Here is a 14,569-nt window from a genome sequence, read left to right as displayed (position 1 = left end):
AACTTTCAAAATTAAAACTGATCACACGAGCCATAAAAGCAAGATGCTTCTTGCCCCTCCTCACGCCTCACTTCTTATCAACATGTACATTTCTGCACGGAGCCGATAACGCATTGTTAGCGGACCAAATTTGAAAGTCAAGCAGATTTATGGGCATTTTGCTACTTTTAATCGAATTGGTTGAAAAGCAACTCTTGTAATTGACAAACCGGACGCCATCTGCGGCAAGTCAGGAAAACGCGTAAGATGGAAAACAATTAGTTGTGCATGGTGAAATGCACATTGCATCAACCCCGAAAGCATTAGAATATAAGCGTATGGCAACCAAGCATGACACCGAAACCCTACTGGAGCGGCAAGCGCTGAAACCCCCACCGTTGTTCCAGGTGGCGCTGCTAAATGACGACTACACGCCGATGGAGTTCGTCGTTGCCATCATCCAGGAGTATTTCAACAAAGACCGTGAAACAGCCACGCAAATAATGCTCAGTGTTCATCGCTACGGCAAAGGAGTGTGCGGCGTGTTCTCAAAAGATATAGCCAGTACCAAAGTGGAGTTCGTTTTAACGCACGCACGCAAGGCGGGGCATCCCCTGCAATGCGTGATGGAGGAAGTATGATTGCGCAGGAATTGGAAGTAAGTTTGCACATGGCGTTTGTCGAAGCACGACAGGCACGGCACGAATTCATCACGGTGGAGCACTTGCTGCTCGCTCTGCTGGACAACCCCTCGGCTGCCGAAGTGTTGCGCGCATGTGCCGTCAACATCGAGGATCTGCGCAAGACCTTGACCAACTTCATCGGCGATAACACGCCGACGGTGCCCGGCACCGGTGAAGTCGATACCCAGCCTACGCTCGGTTTCCAGCGTGTCATCCAGCGTGCCATCATGCACGTGCAGTCCGCCTCGAACGGCAAAAAGGAAGTCACCGGCGCCAATGTGCTGGTCGCCATCTTCGGCGAGAAGGACTCGCACGCGGTCTATTACCTGCACCAGCAGGGCGTGACCCGTCTCGACGTGGTCAATTTCATTTCGCACGGTGTGCGCAAGGACCAGCAATCGGATGCCGCCAAGGCGTCCGAAGGCGTGGAAGAGGGCGCCCCGGGCGCCGAGGGCCAGCCGAAGGAAAGCCCGCTCGACCAGTTCACGCAAAACCTCAACAAGTTCGCTGCCGAAGGCAAGATCGATCCGCTGATCGGCCGCGACGAGGAAGTCGATCGCGTGATCCAGATCCTGTGCCGCCGCCGCAAGAACAATCCGCTGCTGGTCGGCGAAGCCGGCGTGGGCAAGACCGCGATTGCCGAAGGCCTGGCCTACCGCATCACCCAGGGCGACGTGCCTGAAATCCTGCAAAACGCCGTGGTCTACTCGCTGGACATGGGCGCGCTGCTGGCCGGCACCAAGTATCGCGGCGACTTCGAACAGCGCCTCAAGGCTGTCCTCAAGCAGCTCAAGGACAACCCGGCCGGCATCCTGTTCATCGACGAGATCCACACCATCATCGGCGCCGGTTCGGCTTCGGGCGGTACGCTCGATGCATCGAACCTGCTCAAGCCGGCGTTGGCCAATGGTCAGCTCAAGTGCATCGGTGCGACCACCTACACCGAGTTCCGCGGCGTGTTCGAAAAAGACCACGCGTTGTCGCGCCGCTTCCAGAAAGTGGACGTCAACGAGCCGACCGTCGAGCAGACCGTGCAAATTCTGCGTGGCCTGAAATCGCGCTTCGAAGAGCACCATGGCGTGAAATACACGTCGTCGGCGTTGTCCACGGCGGCCGAACTGGCAGCGCGCTTCATCAACGACCGTCACCTGCCCGACAAGGCCATTGACGTGATCGACGAAGCCGGTGCGGCGCAACGCATCCTGCCGAAATCGAAGCAGAAGAAAACCATCGGCAAGACCGAGATCGAGGACATCATTGCCAAGATCGCACGCATCCCGCCGCAAACGGTCAACCAGGACGACCGCAGCAAGCTGCAAACCATCGACCGCGACCTGCGCAACGTGGTGTTCGGCCAGGATCCTGCGATCGAAGCGCTGGCGTCGGCCATCAAGATGGCGCGCGCCGGTCTCGGCAAGTCCGACAAGCCGATCGGTTCGTTCCTGTTCTCCGGTCCGACCGGCGTGGGTAAAACCGAGGTGGCCAAGCAGTTGGCGTTCATCCTCGGCATCGACCTGATCCGCTTCGACATGTCCGAGTACATGGAGCGTCACGCGGTGTCGCGCATGATCGGCGCGCCGCCGGGCTACGTCGGTTTCGACCAGGGCGGTTTGCTGACCGAAGCCATCACCAAGAAGCCGCACGCGGTGCTGCTGTTGGACGAAATTGAAAAAGCCCACCCGGACATTTTCAACATCCTGCTGCAGGTGATGGACCATGGCACGCTGACCGATAACAACGGCCGCAAGGCGGACTTCCGCAACGTGATCATCATCATGACCACCAATGCGGGCGCCGAGAGTTTGCAGAAGGCCACCATCGGCTTCACCAACTCCAAGCAGGCTGGCGACGAGATGGGCGACATCAAGCGCATGTTCACGCCGGAGTTCCGCAACCGTATCGACGCGATCATCAGCTTCCGTGCGCTGGACGAGGAAATCATCCTGCGCGTGGTCGACAAGTTCCTGATGCAGCTGGAAGAGCAGCTGCACGAGAAAAAGGTCGAAGCGATCTTCACCGAGAAGCTGCGCAAGTTCCTCGGCAAGAAAGGCTTCGATCCGCTGATGGGCGCGCGCCCGATGGCGCGCCTGATCCAGGACATGATCCGCAAGGCGCTGGCTGACGAACTGCTGTTCGGCCGCCTGGTCACCGGCGGCAAGGTCACCGTGGACCTGGACGAGAAGGACGTGGTCAAGCTGGAGTTCCCGGAACCGCCGGACGCCGCGCCCACCCTGCCACCGGAAACGGTGGAAGTGGACTAAGCGTCAACGCTGGCAGAAAAACCCGCCCACGCAAGTGGTGCGGGTTTTTTTACGTCCCGATTTTTGCCTGCCGCAGCCCGAGCTGTGCCAGAATTGTCGTTCAATCCGACAACTTAACCTGGTCTCCATGAAACTGTCCCGCCTGTCGCAACTGTTGCTGTCCGCTGGCCTGCTGGCCACCCAGATCGGCGCCCACGCCGCCGAAGCCTACTACCGATTCCCTGCCATCCGTGGCGACGCCGTGGTGTTCACCGCCGAAGGCGACTTGTGGAAGACCGGCGCCCAGGGCGGCGCGGCCCAGCGCCTGACCACGCACGCCGCTGCCGAAACCAATGCCGCCATCTCGCACGACGGCCGCTGGGTGGCGTTCACCGGCGCCTACGAGGGCGCACAGGAAGCCTACGTGATGCCGCTCGCCGGCGGCCTGCCACGGCGCATCACGTTCGAGAACGGCGCCGTGACGGTGCTAGGATGGACCGCGCAGGGCGAGGTGCTGGTCAGTACCCAGGACAGCAAGGGACCGTCGGCGCACCGCATCGTTGCGGCCGTCACACCCACCACGCTGGCGCGCCGCGTGTTTGCCGTGGCCGACGCCAACGACGCCGTGCTCGACGACGCCGGCAAGACCCTGTACTTCACCCGCTACGGTCTGGCGCTTACCAACGACAACGTCAAGAACTACCGGGGCGGCGCCCACGCGCAGCTGTGGCGCTACGATGTCGATGGCAAGGCCGAGGCGGTGCAACTGCTGGCGTCCGATGCCGGAAACAGCAAAAGACCGATGTGGTGGCAGGGTCGCCTGTATTTCATCAGCGACCGCGATGGCGCCGATAACATCTGGTCGATGACGGCCGCTGGCGCCGACCTGCGCCAGCACACGCGCCACAAGGAATGGGACGTGCGCAACGCCGCGCTGGGCGACGGCCGTATCGCCTACCAGCTGGGCGCCGATATCCACGTGCTGGACCTGGCGTCGGCCAACGACCGCCCGCTGGCGATCGACCTGGTGTCCGACTTCGACCAGCAGCGCGCACGCCAGATCCGCTCGCCGCTGGAACAGCTGACCAACGTTCAGCTGGCGGCCACGCGCGAACGGCTGGTGCTCACCGCGCGCGGACGCGTGAGCCTGGCCGGCACCGGCGCCCAGCGCCGCGTGGAAATCGCGATTTCCGAAGGCGCGCGGGCGCGCGAGGCGGTGTTCAGCCATGACGAGCGCTCGGTGTACGCCATCGTCGATACCACTGGCGAAAACGAAATCTGGAAGTACCCGGCCGACGGCTCGGGTCCGGGCGAACGCCTCACAAAAGACGGCATCAGCCATCGCTGGCAACTGTACCCGTCGCCGGACGGGCGCTGGCTTGGCCACACCGACAAGAAGGGCCGATTCTGGCTGCTGGACCTGGCCACCAAGACCAATGTCGTGATCGACGATGCCGGCAAGGCGGGCGTGGACAAGCACGACGAAATCGTCTGGTCGGCGGATAGTAAAAACCTGGCCATCGTGCGCGCCGCCAGCACCGAGCAGCGCGAGCAGATCGGCCTGTACAACCTGGCCTCGAAACAGCTGGCGTTCGTCACCAGCGACCGGTTCACTTCCGGCGCGCCGGTGTTTTCGTCGGACGGCAAGTGGTTGTACTTCCTCTCGGCGCGCAACTTCACGCTGGCCAACGGTTCGCCGTGGGGCGACCGCAACATGGGGCCCGTGTTCGACAAGCGCACCGGCGTGTATGCGCTGGCGCTGCAGCCGGGTAACCGCTTCCCGTTCAAGCCGGACGATGAACTGAGCCTGCCGGGCGAAAAGAGCGCGGTCGGCACCGAGGACAAGGCAGTCGAACAGGCGGCTGAAAAAGCGGCAGAAAAAGCCGTGGAAAAAGTCGCCAAGACCACCGACGCCAAGCCGAAGGCCAGCGCCGGCAAGACCCTGCCGGCCATCGTGTTTGCCGGCCTGCAGGACCGCCTGTACGAAGTGCCGCTGGCGCCGGGGAACTACCGCGCGCTGGCGATGGACGACAAGCGCCTGTACTACCTCGAGAGCGAAGATCCAGGCGGCAAAGCCATCTTGAAGACGCTGGCCATCGCCGCCAACGGCCCGCAGCCGGAAACCTTTGCCAGCAATGTGCGCGAGTTCGACCTGGCGCGCGACAAGAAACACGTTTATTACCGCACCTTTGCCGCCGGCCCGGGCGAGATGATCATCGTCGATGCGGGCGCCAAGGCGCCAACCGATATCTCCAAGGCCAGGGTCAAGGTGGACGACTGGAGTTTCACGTCCAACCCGCGCCTGGAGTGGAAGCAGATGTTCAACGACGCCTGGCGCATGCACCGCGATTTCCTCTACGACGCCAATATGCGCGGCGTGGACTGGGCCGGCATGCGCCAGAAATATGCGCCGCTGGTCGAGCGCGTGACCGACCGCGCGGAACTCAACGATATCCTGGGCATGATGGTGAGCGAAGTGGGCGCGTTGCACTCGCAGATCCGTCCCGGCGACTTGCGCCGCTCGGCGCCGGAAGGCACGCCGGCCGGCCTGGGCGCGCTGCTCACCCGTACTGCCGATGGCTACCAGGTCGATCACATCTACCGCAGCGAACCGGAGCTGCCGTCCGAGCGCGGGCCGCTGGCGCAGGCCGGCGTGGACATCAAGGAGGGCGAGATCATCACCGCCGTCAACGGCAAGCCGGCCAGCGAAGCGCGCGACATCGCCGACCTGCTGCTCAACCAGGCCGGCAAGCAGGTGCTGTTGCAGGTCAAGGACAAAAACAACCGCAGCCGGCCGGTGATCGTGCTGCCGGTGGACATGACCAGGCAAGCGGCGCTGCGCTACAGCGACTGGGAACAGAGCCGCGCACGCCAGGTGGAGGCGGCGTCCGGCGGACGTATCGGCTACCTGCACCTGCGCGCCATGGGCGCGCGCGACATCGCCTCGTTCGCACGCGACTTCTACGCCAATGTCAACCGCGAAGGCCTGATCATCGACGTGCGCCGCAATAACGGCGGCAATATCGACAGCTGGATCATCGAAAAACTGCTGCGCAAGGCGTGGGCGTTCTGGTCGTCGCCGGGCAGCCAGCCCGCACCGAATATGCAGACCACGTTCCGCGGCCACCTGGTGGTGCTGATCGACCAGCTGACGTATTCCGACGGCGAGACCTTTGCAGCGGGCGTCAAAGCCCTGGGACTGGCGCCGCTGGTGGGTATGCGCACTGCCGGCGCCGGCGTCTGGCTCAGCGATAACAATCGCCTGAGCGACGACGGCATGGCGCGGGTGGCGCAGAACGGCCAGTTCAATACGGCCGACGGCCACTGGCTGATCGAAGGCGTGGGCGTGACGCCGGACGTGGAAGTGGACAACCTGCCGCATGCTACCTTCACCGGCCAGGATCGCCAGCTGGAAGTGGCGCTGGACCTGCTGGCGCAAAAGCTCAAGGCGCAGCCGGTGCAGCCCTATACGCCGCAGAAGATTCCCGCGTTGAAGTAAGGTGTGCGAAAGCGGACAGCGCCGGTGTTCGACTATGAACAGCCGGTGCTGAATGCGCGATTCCCGGCGCGGAAAGTGCCGTGGCACGCTAGTTGCAATGTCACGGCATCGCCACTTCAGGACACGCAATGAAACTCCAGGACTTCCGCATCGGCTGGCACACCTTGCTGCACGAACCCGGCTACTCGCTGGTCGTGATCCTCGGCCTGGCCGTCGGCCTGTGCACCTGCATCCTGCTGCTCGGGTACGTCCGCTATTCGCTGCAATACGATGCGCACGTACCTAACGCCGACCGGATGGTCGTGGTCACGCAGCGCTACAACGTCGATCCCCAATCGCCGCTGCACGACGTGGCGCCGGCTTTCCTGCGCCAGACCGCCCTGGCAACGCCCGGGGTGGTGGACGCCACCGTGTTCTTCCCGTCGCGCCCCGAGACCACGCCGCTGGTGGTGCGCATCGGCGAGCACCGCCAGCACTTGCAGGGACTGCTGGTGCTGCCCGGCTTTGCCGACATGCTGGAATTGCAGGCGGTGCAGGGCGACCTGCGCCAGGCGCTCGCGCAGCCCGATGCCGTGGTGCTCACTCAGGCCACCGCGCAGCGGCTGTTCGGCACCACCGACGCCATGGGCCGCACCATGCAGGCCGAAGGCAAGACGGTGCGCGTGGGCGCGGTCGTGCGCACGCCGCCACCGACCACCACGATCCCGTTCGACTCGCTGCTGGGCGCGAACTCCACCCTCACCGACCCGATGGTGCGCGACGAACTGCTCACCGGCCAGCAAGGCTGGATGGGCAAGGTGCTGCTGCGGGTGAAGTCCGAGGCTGCGCTGCCGGCCATCGTCGCGGCGTTGCAGCAGGCGGTCGATCGCGCGCCCAGCCTGCGCAATGTGCCGCCCGAAACGCTGGCGCGGCTGGGACCGCGCAAGATCATGGACATCGGCGTCACGCCGCTGCGCCGCGCCTACTTCGACCACCAGGTGCAGGGCAACCGCGTGTTCAAGCCCGGCAACCGTGCCAACCCGGCGGTGGTTGCCGCGCTGGCCGCCATCGCGCTGCTGGTGCTGGCGCTGGCTGCCATCAATTACGTCAACCTGGCCACCATCCGCGTGCTGCGCCGCCAGCGCGAGGTGGCGGTGCGCAAGGTTCTGGGCGCCAGTGCGCGCCGCCTGGTGCTGCACTTTGTGGTGGAATCGGTGGCGGTGTCCGTGGTGGCCACCGTGCTGGGACTGGTGCTGGCGTGGCTGGCGCTGCCGCAGTTCTCGCTGCTGATGAACCGCGACCTCGATGGCCTGCTGTCGCTGCCGCACATCGCCGCCGCGCTGGCGCTGGGCGCCTTGCTGGGCATGGCGACGGCGCTGTACCCGGCGTGGATCGCGGTGCGCGTGCTGCCCACGCAGGTGCTGGCCGGACGTGGGAACAGCGAATCGATGGCCGGCATGCGCTGGCGCCGCGCGCTGACTATCGGGCAGGTGGCGATCGCCATGGGCTTTGTGAGCGTGACCGCCGCCGTGGCCTGGCAGACCGCGTTCGCGCTGCACGTCTCGCCGGGCTTCGATCCCGCGCCGTTCGTCATCGTCGATCTGCCGGCGCCGGTGCGGGACAGCGCGCCCGCGCGCGCGTTCATGACCGCGCTGGCTGCGCAGCCGGGCGTGCAGGGCATCGCCATTTCGGAAGACCCGGTGGGGAGGCTCGACCAGGCGTGGACGCGCGAACTGCGGCGTGAGGGCGGTCCTGGTGCGGGCATGGAAATGAAAGGCGTGAGCGCCAATTTCTTCCAGCTGTATCGCATCGCGCCCGAAGCCGGCCGGCTGTTCCAGCCCGCACTGGACAAGGAAGACGATCCGGTACCGGCCGTGCTCAACGCGATTGCCACCCGCGACCTTGGCTTTGCCTCGCCGCAGGCTGCGGTGGGACAGGTGGTGCTGTTTACCGGTTTCGACGGCAAGGTCGTGCGCAAGCGCGTGGTGGGCATCGCGCCCGACCTGCATTTCCATACGCTGCGCGAGGCGCCGCGCGCCACCGCCTACGAGCTATGGACGGCAGGCGTGGCGCTGAGCGTGCGTGCTGCGGTTCCGGCCGCGCAGGTGGAAGCGATGGTACGCGACCTGTGGCCGCGCTACTTCCCTGATGCGATCATGCACACCCAGCGCGCCAGCGCTATCCTGGCGGCGAACTACGCCGACGAATCGCGCCTGTCCACGCTGCTGGTCATTGCCACCGCCATCGCGCTGGCGATTGCCGCGTTCGGCACCTACGTGCTGTCGGCTACCACCGTGCAGCGCCGCGCCAGGGAGATCGTGCTGCGCAAGCTGCATGGCGCGCGCAGCAGCGATATCGGCCTGCTGGTGGTGCGCGAAACCGGCGTGCTGGTGCTGGTGGCCGCCATCATCGGCTTGCCGCCGGCGGCACTGGCCATCCAGCGCTACCTGGCCGGCTACGTGGCGCATGCGCCGGGCGGCTACTGGACCTTGCTGCTGTCGCTGGCAATGACTGTCATGGTGGCGCTGCTGGCGATAGCGCGGCAGGCGCGCGTGGCCATGCGCATGGCGCCGGCGGATGCGCTGCGCGCCTGAGCGCCCTCAGAAATTGGTGAGGCTGCGGAACTGGGCGGCGCGGCGGCGCGATACCTCTATTTCCATGCCGTCGCGCAGCGTCAGATCCAGCCCCCCCGCGTCATTGGGCACCACCCGCTCGACAAAGCCGAGGTTGACGATATGGCGGCGGCTGGCGCGGAAAAACCTTTGCGGATCGAGCCGTGCTTCGAGCTGGCTCAGGGAGCGCAGCATCAGCGGCTGGTGCATGTCGAAATAGGCGCGCATGTAATTGCCCTCGGACTCGAACAGGCGGATGTCGTCGAGGGCGACGAACCAGCAACGCTCGCCGTCCTTGATGAACATTTTTTGAGGCATGGCGGCGGGTGTGGCTGCCGGCAGCACATTGGTAAAGCGTTGCGCCGCGCAGCGCTGCAGCGCCGCCGCCATGCGCGCGGGCTGGATCGGCTTTTGCAGGTAATCGAGCGCATTGACTTCGAACGCCTGCAAGGCATAGCGGTCGAAGGCGGTGGTAAAAATCACCTGCGGCGCGGCGTCGAGGGCGGCCAGCATGTCGAAACCGCTGCCACCCGGCATTTGCACGTCGAGGAACACCAGGTCGGGTTTCAACGCAGCGATCTGCTGCACGCCGTCGGCGGCGTTGGCCGCCTCGCCGACGATGTCCACGTGTGGGTGCCCCGCCAGCAGGCGCCGCAATTCGGCGCGCGCCAGGCGCTCGTCATCGATCAGCAGTACCCGCATGGTTGGCATCATGGCAGCTCCGGCACGGTCATGGTGGCGCGCACCCAGCCACCGTCTTCGGTCAGGTCGAGCCGGGCGCCGGCGCCCAGTATCAATGCCAGCCGCTGGCGCGTGTTGGCCAGCCCCACCCGGGTGGAATCGGTGAATGGCGCCAGCGCGCCATGGTTGGCGATGTCGATGCGCACCACCTGGTCGGCGTCGCGCCACGCGCGGATGCGGATGTCGCTGCCGGTGGGACTGGCCTCCACGCCGTATTTGACGGCGTTCTCAACCAGCGTTTGCAAGGTCATGGGCGGGATGCGCACCGCGTCCATGCCCGGACCGATATCGATGGCGATGCGCAGCCGTTCCTCGAAGCGGATTTTCTCGATCGCCAGGTAGGCTTGCACCGCTTCGATTTCGGCTGCCAGCGGCACCGTATCGTGGTGGCCCGATTGCAGCGCGTAGCGCATCACGCTGGCCAGCTGGTCGATCATTTGCGCGGCCGCGTCCTGGTCCTGGTACACCAGCGCGCGCACGCTGTTCATGCTGTTGAAGAAAAAGTGCGGATTAACCTGCGCCTGCAAGGCGCGCAGTTCGGCTTCCCGGGCGCTCAGTTGCAGTTGCAGCGCTTCCGCCTCGAGCCGGGCATTGCGGCGCAGGTAGGCAACCAGCATGTAAAAAATCGTCCAGACCAGGTACACGCCCCACCAGAACAGCAGCGCGCCCGGCAGCCAGCCGGCGTTACGCACCTCGCCGAACGGCTTGATGACGAAATAGCCGACGAGTTGCACCGTCGTGTGCACGGCGCTGAGCAAAGGCAGGGCGAGGGCAATGGTTTTCCACGACACCCGCACCCTGGCTTGTATGCGTCGCTTGAGAAAGCGCCGCCACAGGTGGGAAATCAGCAGGCCCGCCGCCACGCCCCAGTAGCCGATCGCCAGCGCGGCCAGCGTGCGCTGCGCACTTGGTGTCATAGCCACCATCAACAGCGGCAGGAAGTTCCAGCCGGCCAGCTGGAAGATCCAGTACCAGGGCAGGCGGGCGGGCAGGGGGCGGCGGTCGGTCACGAGCGTACGTTGGGCTTATTTCAGGAATTGGTCGATGCGATCATACATCCAGCTTGGGTCGTCGAGCATGATGAAATGGAGCGCGGTGTCCGCCATCTCCACCTTGACGCCGGCCAGCTTGCTGTATTGACCCTGGTAGGCCTGCTGGAACTGTTCCTTGTTCCCGAAGTTCTTGTAGGCGATCCAGCTGCCCAGCACCAGCGTGGGCGCCCTGATACGGGAGACTTCCTGGCGCAGGTCTTCGCCCATCAACTCCGCCATCGCGTTGGCGACCGTGGTGCGGTCCGACTGTTGACCCCACGCCAGTGCGCGCTGCACATCGTCTGCACCGGTGATCATGGTGCGCAGCGTTTGCAGCTGGCCGGCCTGTTGGGCGGCAGTGTCCCTGCTCAGCATGCGGGTACGCACGGCGGCTGCCATTTCCTTCATCTGCGGACCGGTAATGCTGGGCATCTGGATGGCGGCCATGGCCGGCAGGCTGTCCACGATCACCAGCCGTCCCACCTGTTCCGGGTGGTCGGCGGCCAGTTTCAGCGCCAGGAAGCCACCGAGGCTGTGGCCGACGATCACCGGTTGCGCCAGTTTGTTGGCGGCGATGTACTCGCTCAGCTGCTGTTCGGCCGTTGCCAGCAGCGGGCCGTCGATGGCGGGTAAGCCGGCAAAGCCGGCCAGGGTCAGTACGTGGCAGCGGCGCGCGCCGCAATAGCGCTGAACCGTGCCGTCCCACACCGCGCCCGACGACGCCAGGCCCGGGATCAGGATCATCGGTGCCCCGGTGGCGTTGCCGGTGACGTCGATCTTGAAGGCAGGGGCGGCGATGGCCGTTGAGGCGAACAGCAAGCTGGCGGTGATGGCGGCAACGGTGCGGGCGAAGGACATGGCGTTTCTCCGTGATGGGTAGGTGTGGCCATGTTAGCGGTGGGGTTCACGGGCGGCGACCGCTGGTGGATGAGCGGTCGCTGGCAGGTGATGAACGGCGTGACCATGTGCTCGGCATGGACTCCCGCTTTGGCGGGAAGTACGGCGGTTAACTTGACCGCATCGGCGCAGTGACGGTGTTTTTCAAGGTGCGGCGGCCTGGCCGCCATCTTCCGCGCGCAACCGGCGCCACAGCGTGGTGCGGCTGATGCCCAGGTAATTGGCCGCCGCGTCGCGCCGGCCGCCAAAGCGGGCCAGAACCTCTGCCGTGCTTGCCGTCTCGCGATGCGCCCGGCTGATGCTGAGCGACGATGCAGTGGCGCCGGCGGCCGCGCTACCCGCGCCGGTGTTGCCAACATCAGCGCCAACACCGGCGTCAATACCGCCATGGCCTGCCAGCTCCGGCGCCACGCCAGCGATGAACGCGGGCGTGAGCGCCTGCAGTGGCTCGGCCGCCAGGAACAGCGCCAGGCGTTCGGCCAGGTTGCGCAGTTCGCGCACATTGCCGGGCCAGGCGTACGCTTGCAGCAGCGGTGCGCACGCCGCCATCTCGGCGCGCAGGTTGGGGTGCGGCCGGGCGCCGAGCGACGCCAGCGCATGCTTGAGTGACCATTCGGCCAGCGCCACCACGTCGCCGGGCCGTGCGCGCAGCGGCGGCAGCGCCAGGCGCAGCACCGCCAGCCGGTAGAACAGGTCGGCGCGGAAGCGGCCGTCGCGCACGCGCTGCTCCAGGTCGCAGTGGGTGGCGCTGATGATGCGCACGGCAACGGCGATGGGCCGGGTGCCGCCCACCCGCACCACCTGCCGTTCTTCCAGCACCCGCAGCAAACGAGTTTGCAGCGTCAGCGGCATCTCGCCGATCTCGTCGAGGAACAGGGTGCCGTGGTTGGCCGCCTCGAACAGCCCGGCATGGCCGCCCCGGCGCGCGCCGGTAAACGCGCCGTCTTCATGGCCGAACAGTTCCGATTCGAGCAGCGACTCTGCGATGGCGCCGCAGTTCACTGCCACGAACGGCCGGTTCTGTCCCAGGCTGCGCGGCCCTTCGTTGTGGATCGCCTGCGCAGCCAGTTCCTTGCCGCTGCCGGTTTCGCCCTGTATCAGCACCGTGGCTGGCGATTTCGCATACAGCACCACCGACTGGCGCACCGCTTCCATGGCGACCGATTCGCCGCGCAAGTCGGTGATGCCGTGGCGGGCGCGCAGCGTATCGGTCGCGGCGCCCGTGGTGGCGCCGCGTGCGCGGCCCCGGCCCCGGTCCATTTCAAGCCGGGTCAGGCGCGCCAGCTCCAGCGCATCGTCAAAAGCGTGCCGCACCGAGGCCGCAGAGTACACGAACACGCCCGTCAGCCCCGCCTCTTCGGCCAGGTCGGTGATGCGGCCGGCGCCGACGATGGCCTTGATGCCTGCCGCTTTTAAATCGTTGACCTGGTCGCGCGCGTCTTCCTCGGTCACATACGTGCGCTGTGCCACGTCGATGTCGAAGGTGGTGGTGAATTCGGCCAGCTCCTGCAGCCGCTCCTGGTAGGTGACGATGCCCACGTGCGGGGACACGCGCCGCGCCCGCGCCAGCGCCTGCATCACGTCGAAGCCGCTGAAGCGTGCCACGACCACCGGCACCGACAGCCGGCTTCTCAGGTAGGCGGCGTTGGAGCCGGCGGCGATGACGGCGTCGCAGCGCTCGGTGGCCAGGCGCGCGCGGATATGGCGCACGGCGTCGTCGAAGCCGAGGTGGATTTGTTCGATGGTGGCGCGGTTGTCGTATTCGAGCGTGATATGGCGGAACACGTCGGAGAGGCGCGAGACGGAAACGGTCCAGATGACGGGCTTGTCGTCAGGATCGAGCGGCAGGGAAGGAGGAGGGCGCATGTTTCAATTGTAGTGCAGTTGTTTCGATGTTTCAAAATGAAACAATTTTGCAACATCGAAAATCATCAAGTGATTGATTTTAAAGGAGGTGGCGGGTGGCACGGCTCTTGCAAAGTGTCACCCAACTTCACCGCAACATTGAAAGGTCACCCATGAGTCGTTCCGCAGGCGCCGCATTCCGCCAGGCCGTACAAGAAGAATCGCCGTTGCAGGTCGTCGGCGCCATCAACGCCAACCACGCCTTGCTGGCCAAGCGCACTGGTTTCCGCGCCATCTATCTGTCGGGCGGCGGCGTGGCGGCCGGCTCCCTCGGCTTGCCCGACCTGGGCATCTCGAGCCTGGATGACGTGCTTACCGACATCCGCCGCATCACCGACGTGTGCGACCTGCCGCTGCTGGTCGATGCCGATACCGGTTTCGGCGCCTCGGCCTTCAACGTCGCGCGCACAGTCAAGACCATGATCAAGGCCGGCGCCGCCGCCATGCACATCGAAGACCAGGTGGGCGCCAAGCGCTGCGGCCACCGCCCCGGCAAGGAAATCGTCTCGCAGCAGGAGATGGTCGATCGCGTCAGCGCCGCCGTCGATGCGCGCACCGACGACCAGTTCGTGATCATGGCCCGCACCGACGCGCTGGCGGTCGAAGGGCTGGACGCGGCGATCGCGCGCGCGGTGGCGTGCGTGGAGGCTGGCGCCGACATGATCTTCCCGGAGGCGATGATCAGCCTCGAGATGTATAAACAGTTCGCCGCCGCCGTAAAAGTGCCGGTGCTGGCCAACATCACCGAATTCGGTTCCACGCCGCTGTTCACGGTGGACGAGCTGCGCGACGCCGACGTGGGCCTGGTGCTCTATCCGCTGTCCGCGTTCCGCGCCATGAACAAGGCCGCTGAAAATGTGTATGGCGCGATCCGCCGCGACGGCACCCAGCAAAACGTGCTCGATACCATGCAGACGCGCGCCGAGCTGTATGAACGGATCAACTACCATAGCTTCGAGCAGAAGCTCGATGCGCTCTTCGCTGCGCAAAAAAAATAACCAGT

Annotated in this window: 9 protein-coding genes; 5 read left to right on the top strand and 4 right to left on the bottom strand. The window is 65.2% G+C overall.

Translation table 11 applies throughout. From position 1 onward, the window contains the following. Positions 1-317 precede the first annotated feature (317 nt). The 4 genes from clpS (at position 318) to SR858_RS19475 (ending at position 8,974) form a co-directional block, all read left to right on the top strand. Positions 318-620 carry an ATP-dependent Clp protease adapter ClpS gene (gene clpS, locus SR858_RS19490; RefSeq protein WP_019921882.1) on the top strand — a complete coding sequence of 101 codons (303 nt, stop codon included), beginning with the start codon at positions 318-320 and terminating at the stop codon, positions 618-620. Next, entirely contained in the window at positions 617-2,923 is a 2,307-nt protein-coding gene (clpA, locus tag SR858_RS19485; protein ID WP_019921883.1) for an ATP-dependent Clp protease ATP-binding subunit ClpA, read from the top strand. The genes clpS and clpA overlap by 4 nt, the downstream gene beginning before the upstream one ends. Before the next feature lie 127 nt (positions 2,924-3,050). Beyond that, entirely contained in the window at positions 3,051-6,401 is a 3,351-nt protein-coding gene (locus SR858_RS19480; RefSeq protein ID WP_019921884.1) for a S41 family peptidase, read from the top strand. Between the two features lie 128 nt (positions 6,402-6,529). Beyond that, complete coding sequence (locus SR858_RS19475) at positions 6,530-8,974, top strand: FtsX-like permease family protein (protein ID WP_019921885.1); 2,445 nt, start codon at positions 6,530-6,532, stop codon at positions 8,972-8,974. 6 nt (positions 8,975-8,980) lie between these two features. Here SR858_RS19475 and SR858_RS19470 read toward each other — a convergent pair whose 3' ends face one another. The 4 genes from SR858_RS19470 to prpR all read right to left on the bottom strand — a co-directional run bounded on the left by SR858_RS19470 (position 8,981) and on the right by prpR (position 13,527). Continuing rightward, the gene (locus tag SR858_RS19470) at positions 8,981-9,694 is read right to left on the bottom strand and encodes a LytR/AlgR family response regulator transcription factor (protein WP_026637292.1); all 714 of its coding nucleotides are present in this window, start codon (positions 9,692-9,694) and stop codon (positions 8,981-8,983) included. An 8-nt stretch (positions 9,695-9,702) separates the two neighbouring features. Next, on the bottom strand, positions 9,703-10,743 hold the full coding sequence (locus tag SR858_RS19465; RefSeq protein WP_019921887.1) for a sensor histidine kinase: 1,041 nt from the start codon (positions 10,741-10,743) through the stop codon (positions 9,703-9,705). Between the two features lie 15 nt (positions 10,744-10,758). Beyond that, positions 10,759-11,622: an alpha/beta fold hydrolase gene (locus SR858_RS19460; protein WP_019921888.1), complete on the bottom strand. Its 864-nt coding sequence runs from the start codon at positions 11,620-11,622 to the stop codon at positions 10,759-10,761. Positions 11,623-11,805: 183 nt separating this feature from the next. Then, a complete protein-coding gene (prpR, locus tag SR858_RS19455) occupies positions 11,806-13,527 on the bottom strand; it encodes a propionate catabolism operon regulatory protein PrpR (RefSeq protein ID WP_019921889.1) in 1,722 nt (573 codons plus the stop codon). 152 nt (positions 13,528-13,679) lie between these two features. On the opposite strand from prpR, the gene prpB reads away from it, so the two are divergent. Further along, complete coding sequence (gene prpB, locus SR858_RS19450; RefSeq protein WP_019921890.1) at positions 13,680-14,564, top strand: methylisocitrate lyase; 885 nt, start codon at positions 13,680-13,682, stop codon at positions 14,562-14,564. Positions 14,565-14,569 lie beyond the last annotated feature (5 nt).

This window comes from Duganella zoogloeoides (assembly GCF_034479515.1).
GTDB lineage: Bacteria > Pseudomonadota > Gammaproteobacteria > Burkholderiales > Burkholderiaceae_D > Rugamonas > Rugamonas zoogloeoides.
This window is presented reverse-complemented; position numbering and strand designations above follow the sequence as displayed.